The organism is Bacillus sp. FJAT-29790, assembly GCF_019039215.1.
Classification (GTDB): domain Bacteria; phylum Bacillota; class Bacilli; order Bacillales; family Cytobacillaceae; genus Cytobacillus.
In genome coordinates, this window is record NZ_JAHNZZ010000001.1 from 742901 (window position 1) to 749626 (window position 6726).

General features: G+C 38.9%; 6 protein-coding genes. All 6 read left to right on the plus strand.

What is annotated here, in order from left to right; genetic code table 11:
• The first annotated feature begins 158 nt into the window (after positions 1-158).
• The gene (locus BGM26_RS03545) at positions 159-1265 is read left to right on the plus strand and encodes a DNA sulfur modification protein DndB (protein ID WP_217038363.1); all 1107 of its coding nucleotides are present in this window, start codon (positions 159-161) and stop codon (positions 1263-1265) included.
• Positions 1252-2292, plus strand: coding sequence for a DNA sulfur modification protein DndB (locus BGM26_RS03550; RefSeq protein WP_217038364.1), 1041 nt, complete (start codon positions 1252-1254; stop codon positions 2290-2292). The genes BGM26_RS03545 and BGM26_RS03550 overlap by 14 nt, the downstream gene beginning before the upstream one ends.
• A gap of 159 nt (positions 2293-2451) precedes the next feature.
• A complete protein-coding gene (locus BGM26_RS03555; RefSeq protein WP_217038365.1) occupies positions 2452-3030 on the plus strand; it encodes a competence protein ComK in 579 nt (192 codons plus the stop codon).
• A gap of 206 nt (positions 3031-3236) precedes the next feature.
• Entirely contained in the window at positions 3237-4004 is a 768-nt protein-coding gene (locus tag BGM26_RS03560; protein ID WP_217038366.1) for a 3-hydroxyacyl-CoA dehydrogenase, read from the plus strand.
• Positions 4005-4253: 249 nt separating this feature from the next.
• Positions 4254-5417 carry an acyl-CoA dehydrogenase family protein gene (locus BGM26_RS03565; RefSeq protein ID WP_217038367.1) on the plus strand — a complete coding sequence of 388 codons (1164 nt, stop codon included), beginning with the start codon at positions 4254-4256 and terminating at the stop codon, positions 5415-5417.
• 46 nt (positions 5418-5463) lie between these two features.
• Positions 5464-6615, plus strand: coding sequence for a thiolase family protein (locus BGM26_RS03570; RefSeq protein ID WP_217038368.1), 1152 nt, complete (start codon positions 5464-5466; stop codon positions 6613-6615).
• Positions 6616-6726: the final 111 nt, after the last annotated feature.

A 6726-nucleotide genomic window follows, 5' to 3' on the forward strand; every position in this document is an offset into this window, starting at 1 on the left:
AAGTTAAATATTTTAATTCAAATCTAAAAATCTGTCAATAGTAAGGAAATAACTGAAGTACAATCTAGATGCGAGTAGGAAAAAAGATCTACCATCCTTTAGAAAATGCTTTTACAACAGGAGTAAAGTACTGTTATCATTGGGTTGAGGTGGTAGTTATGTCAAATATTGGGGTACTAGCAAAAATTATGGGAACGGGATATACCCAATTCGGAAAAAAAATTCTGGCTACCCAGCTGCGTTTTTCTACACTGGAGGCCATTTTTGAAGTAGATGAGCAAGTACAGAGAAAACTAGATCCGATAAAACGAGTCGAGATTCGTGAGTTTATGATAAAGGCACTTGAGGCTGGCGAGGATTTCTACTTTTCACCGTTTGTGTTTTCGGCACGTGGAGGAATAAAGGAAACAAGGGATGGCTGGGAATTAGAACCAGGATGTAAACTATATATTTTAGATGGTATGCATAGATCTGCAAGCCTATCTTCAGCAATTAGCCATTTGAAGGCAAGAAAGGAATCGGCCGAAGAAGGAGGTCGTTTTGAAGAGGCCGAGAAATTGCATAAATACATCGAATCTCTGAGGGAATATCCTGTTTCTATGCAAGTATACTTAGAGCTAGAACAACAGCAAGAGAGGCAACTTTTTAGTGACATTAATAGCGAAAGAAGAGAGGCTCACATCGGTCAGGTCATGCTTTATGATAAACGAGATGGTTATACTGAATTAACTAGAAAAATCGCAAAAAATTTTGAAAATCGATTTGAAATTGAACAAAACCTATCTAGGATAACTTTCCATAATTCGTCACTTACATCCCTTGCCACGATGAGGAAATGCCTTATTGCCATGTTCGAAGGAAACATATCAGTCAAAAGAGGCGAACCTTCTTACCGCTGTAAGCCTGATGAAGCAGAAAGGATTGCAAAGGAATTCTTCGATGTATGGAGCAATATTTTTCCTAGGCAAACAGCCGATCGAAGCCGATATGTTAGTGGCTTTTCAGGAATCCAAATCTCCCTTGGATATTGTGTAAATCAGCTTATGAAAAAATACGATTTGTCCTATTCGAAAGCGATAAAAGGACTTCTAATTCTTAAAAAGGGTTGCACATGGAAACACGATGACTTCATATTTCAGCATCTATATGATTCTTCAACTAGAAAAATTAAAAACCACTCTGCAAATAGAAACATACAAAAAACAGCATTAGAATTTATCAAAATAATTGAAAATGAAAGGCATTGGTCAAATGATTATAAATAATGTTTTTACAAAGCGCCAGTCTTTTATTACATATACGTGTAAAGAACTTTTAGCGATGCTAGTAGATGGGAGGCTTCAATTAAGGGAGACGAATCAGCTACATGTAAGGGGAATTAAAAAATATCTTTTTGAGAACGCTTCCACGGAGGAGATCTATTTCCCGCCGATCGTTGCTGCTGTTGAAAATGGAAAGCTGGACAATGGAAAACCTAAAAAAATGAACATTGTTGACGGGTCACTTCGATTAAAAGCTTTGAGCCAAATGGAAGATTTCTTTTTAAAAGCCATGAAAAGCGAGAACCAAGAAGATGTAAAAAAAGCATACGATCTCATGCATCTTTTAGATAAAACAGAGCTCTCTGTTCAGTTATTTGAGGGCCTAACAAAAGCAGAAGAGGACCAGCTTTATATTGATATGAACACAAAGGGAAAGCAAGTAGCCCTGTCTAAGCGGATCGAATTTGATTCAAGAAGCGCTTTAAATCAAATCACAAACAAGGTACTGCAAACGAATAAAAAACTCCGTAAAGCTGGAATTGAGACGGAGAAGCGTTCGATCATTCGTCCTGCAAACAAAAATTTTCTATCCTTATCGCAGCTTCGCTTGCTTGTGGCGGTATTTCTAACAGGAAAAATGACGGTAAAGACGACTGAAATTAAAGCTGAATTGGTGTTAAAAGAGGAAGAATATATCGAATTAATTAATATTTGGTTTGAGAAGTTGTTCGACTTATACCCAACTGAAAGAATCGGAAACTATGAAGAATGTATGCTCGCAGGCTTTCCACTTGTGATGGCAATAGCTTGCTATACAAATAGAGAGATGGTGAGCGAGCCTTACGAACAAAGGAAAACGGATATCATCCGGAAACTTGATTCCTTAGTGAATGTGGATTGGAGCAGGAGAAATTCGGTATGGAAACAATTTAATGGCTTAAGTCGTGGGTATGGAAACTATTATTATTTGAACAATGATCGGTCGACACATATGCAGATCATTAGTTGGCTAGAAAACCAAGGGAGGTGATGAACATGTAACAATAAAAGAAAAACCCTCTGGGTTCAGTCGTGGTGGACGGGGACCAGAGGGTTTACCGGAGGCCGGAGTATACCAACCTCTTAAAGTTAGTATACTCCTTTTTGAAAAAATATTAAATGGTGTAGAATCTTAAAGGAGTGTAGCTTAATGAAAACAATATCGTTCAGTAAGTATGTAATCGTTCCTGAAACAGTCATGATTATCCCGGAATTTGATTCATTCGGTAACATTTATTCGAAGGTCATAGAAGGTAAACATACATTTCTCGTAAAAAAGAAGCCAAGGGATATCGTAACCTTTAGCCTAAATCGTTACGGTTCAGATCTGCAAGGAGCGATGAAGGGCTCAAAAACAATTATCGGTCCATGCCATATGCCGCCCATCCGCATCAATGGCACGCCTGACATGTACTGGATCCCGTATATTTCACCAAACCATGATCTTTGTGTATGGCTAGCCCTACATCATATTGAAGATTATGAGGAAATTACCAACAATGAAACCCGCGTAATTACATCCCATGGCCATAGCATCCCCTTAGACATCGGAATTAAAAAGCTTGTAGATAGAATAAACAAAGCTGATCAGTTAAAAATAAAAATCGAAAAGCAGACGAACAAAACATGGACGTTTTTCTATGACCCTAAAATAGGAATAGAGTTAATAAAAGATGAAAGAAATAATTATCAGGTTAAACGAGAGAAGAAAGTGGAAGAGGAAGAGTAAGATTATTATAGAAAGGTTTTACCGTAATTTGAACTCTGCAAATTAATAATTGGTTTAGAAAAAAGACCGGTATCGGTCTTTTTTTAAATGAAATAGCAAATGGAAACTATTATTAATTGATTTCATAATAAAAAAGCTTATTAAGCAGGAGAAATTGACATAAGAATGGAAAGAATTATCAAATATTTCTTTTAGGAGGTTTGCTGATGAACATTCAAGATTGCCGTGCAATTATAACAGGAGGGGCATCAGGTCTAGGAGAAGCTACTGCTAAAAATATTGTAAAAAATGGAGGGAAAGCACTTATTTTAGATTTATCAGAAGAACGTTTTAAGAGGCTTCAGGATGAGTTGGGGGAGGATGTTTTTTTTATAAAAACGGACGTAGCGAAGGAAGATGAGGTGAAGGCTGCCATTGAATTCGGTTATGGAAGGTTAGGAAAAATAAATACAGTTGTTAATTGTGCCGGAATTGGAATTGCAGCCAAGCTTCTGGGACGTAAAGGGGTCCATTCATTGGATGCGTTTTCAAAGGTGATTTCGATCAACTTAATCGGAACATTCAATGTTATTCGGCTGGCTGCAGAGCGGATGATACAGAACGATGTAAATGATGATGGTGAAAGGGGAATAATCATCAATACAGCCTCTGTAGCTGCCTTTGAGGGGCAAATCGGTCAGGTGGCATACAGTGCATCTAAAGGAGGCGTTGTCAGCATGACATTGCCAATCGCCAGAGAGCTAGCAGCGTACGGAATTCGAGTAATGACAATCGCACCCGGTCTATTTCATACACCGATGTTTGATTCTCTGCCAGAGGAAGCAAAAACATCCCTTGGGAAGATGGTTCCATTTCCTTCAAGGCTAGGGTTTCCAGAGGAATACGCAAAGCTTACTGAAAGCATTATTACAAACCCAATGTTAAATGGGGAAACCATACGTCTTGATGGCGGGATTCGGATGCAGTCTAAGTAAAAGCAGGTATTCTCTAATTATAGAAAACTAGGAGGAAGAAAATCAGTCAGATTAAGGCTAAGACTCTTTTATACATTTAATAGGCTTTACCTTTGAAATGAGAGTTATATATCGCCCTTTTAGGTAATTAGAATTCCGAATATTAAAAATATACAAATGTTTTAATTAGGATATTTAAGAACTTTTCTAGTGTATACCATATCGAGTTTATCATTGAATTTTCACGAAATGAATAGAGAGGAGAACTCAATGACTGCACAATACTTAAAAGAAGAACATGAAATATTTCGCAAGTCACTGCGTCGGTTTTTAGAAAAAGAAGCTTATCCTCATTACAGCCAATGGGAGGAAAATCGGATCATTCCAAGGGATTTCTGGATAAAGATGGGGGAGCAGGGCTTTCTTTGTCCAGATATTGAAGAAAAATATGGTGGAAGCGGAGTGGATTGGGGCTTTGCGGTTGTAATCAATGAAGAGCTTGAACGGGTAGGGTCAGGCCTAGTCGGAATTGGATTGCACAATGATATTGTCGTTCCTTACATAACCGCTTATGGAACGATAGAGCAGAAACAGAGATGGCTTTCTCGCTGTGCAACAGGAGAAATGATAACCGCAATTGCAATGACCGAACCTAGTGCAGGCTCAGATTTAGCAAGTATTACAACGACAGCAAGGTTAGAAGGAGATCATTATATTTTAAATGGCCAAAAAACCTTTATTACAAATGGAATTCATGCGGATTTAATTATTGTTGCTTGCAAAACGGATTCTAATGCAGTGCCAAAGCATAAAGGTGTTAGCCTAATTGCTGTTGAACGAAATTCACCTGGATTTACTAGAGGAAGAAAACTTAACAAAGTAGGTTTACACTGTCAAGATACAGCGGAATTGATATTTGAAGATTGCGTTGTGCCAAAGGAAAACTTGATCGGTAAAGAAGGCAAAGGCTTTCTATATTTAATGGAAAAATTACAGCAGGAACGTCTTGTCGTTGCAATCGCAGCACAAGTGGCAGCAGAAGAAATGCTAAAGATGACGATTGACTATGTCAAAAGCCGCAGAGCATTTGGAAAACCGATTAGTCATTTTCAAAATACCCAGTTTAAAATTGCTGAAATGGCGACAAATATCGAAATGGGTAGAGCATTCCTCGATCAATTGATTATAGAGCATATGAGAGGAAGGGATGTCGTTACTAAGGTTTCGATGGCAAAGTGGAAATTAACCGATAACGCAAGGAAAATCGCAACAGAATGTATGCAGCTTCATGGCGGCTATGGCTATATAGAAGAATTCGAGATTGCGAGACGATATCGGGATATCCCAGTAGCAAGTATTTACGCAGGCACGAACGAAATAATGAAAAGTATCATTGCAAAAAATATGGGTTTATCGCAGATTAACGGGCAGTAAGACCCCCACTGATGGAAGATTCACTTTATAGGGAGGTAGAAGAAATTTGCGTGAAGCAGTTATCGTTGAAGGAGTAAGGACTCCTATAGGAAGAAGAAAAGGATTATTAAAAGATATTAGGCCAGATGAACTGGCTGCAATTGTGTTAAGAGCATTAGTAAATCGTGCGGGCATTGAATCAAGAATGATTGATGATGTCATATTAGGATGTGTGTCCCAAATCGGAGAGCAAAGTGGAGATATTGCTAGAATCGCAGCACTTATTGCCGGTTTTCCTATTGAGGTGCCAGGCACAACAATTGATCGACAGTGTGGATCGAGTCAGCAGGCGGTTCATTTCGCCGCTCAGACCATTCTCGCTGGAGATATGGATGTTGTCATTGCCGGCGGAGTGGAAAGTATGTCAAGGGTTCCGATTGGATCGAGCTATCAAGGGGTGCCTTTTAGTGAAAAATTAACAAGTAAGTATGAGATTATTCACCAAGGATTGTCTGCGGAAAGAATCGCTGAAAAATATGGCTTTACACGTGAAGAATTAGATCAATTCTCATATGAAAGTCATCAAAAAGCTTTAAAAGCGCAAGCTGAAGGATATTTTTCTAAAGAAATTACTCCAATCGAAGTTACCTTGGAGAATGGAGAAAAAATGATTGTAACAGATGATTCAGGTCCACGGAAAGAGACATCTGTTAAGACTCTTGGTGAATTAAAGACTGTCTTTAAAGAGGACGGGGTCATTCATGCGGGAAACGCAAGTCAGATCAGTGACGGAGCAGCAGCTTTATTAATCATGTCTAGAGAGAAGGCTAACGAGCTTGGACTGAAGCCGAGATTTCGAATCCTAACTAGAACAGTTGTCGGTTCTGATCCAACGCTTATGCTGACCGGGCCGATTCCGGCAACAGAAAAAGTATTACAGAAAGCTGGTTTAACAATTGATGAGATTGATATATTCGAAGTGAATGAGGCATTTGCTCCTGTGACGTTAGCTTGGTTGAAAGAAACGGGCGCTAATCCAGCGAAGTTGAATCCGAACGGCGGTGCGATTGCGCTGGGACATCCTCTTGGAGGCAGCGGTGCACGTCTGATGGTCACGATGATGCACGAGCTTGAGCGGACAGGAAAAAGATACGGCCTACAAACGATGTGTGAAGGCCATGGAATGGCAAATGCCACAATTATTGAACGTTTAGATTGATCAAGATTTTTACTACTTCATCAAGGTTTGCACGATTTATTGTTGATTTTTCATTTCATTTTTAAGCTGTGTTAAAGCTTAATGTTGATAATTGCACTTGTTGATTGTAGT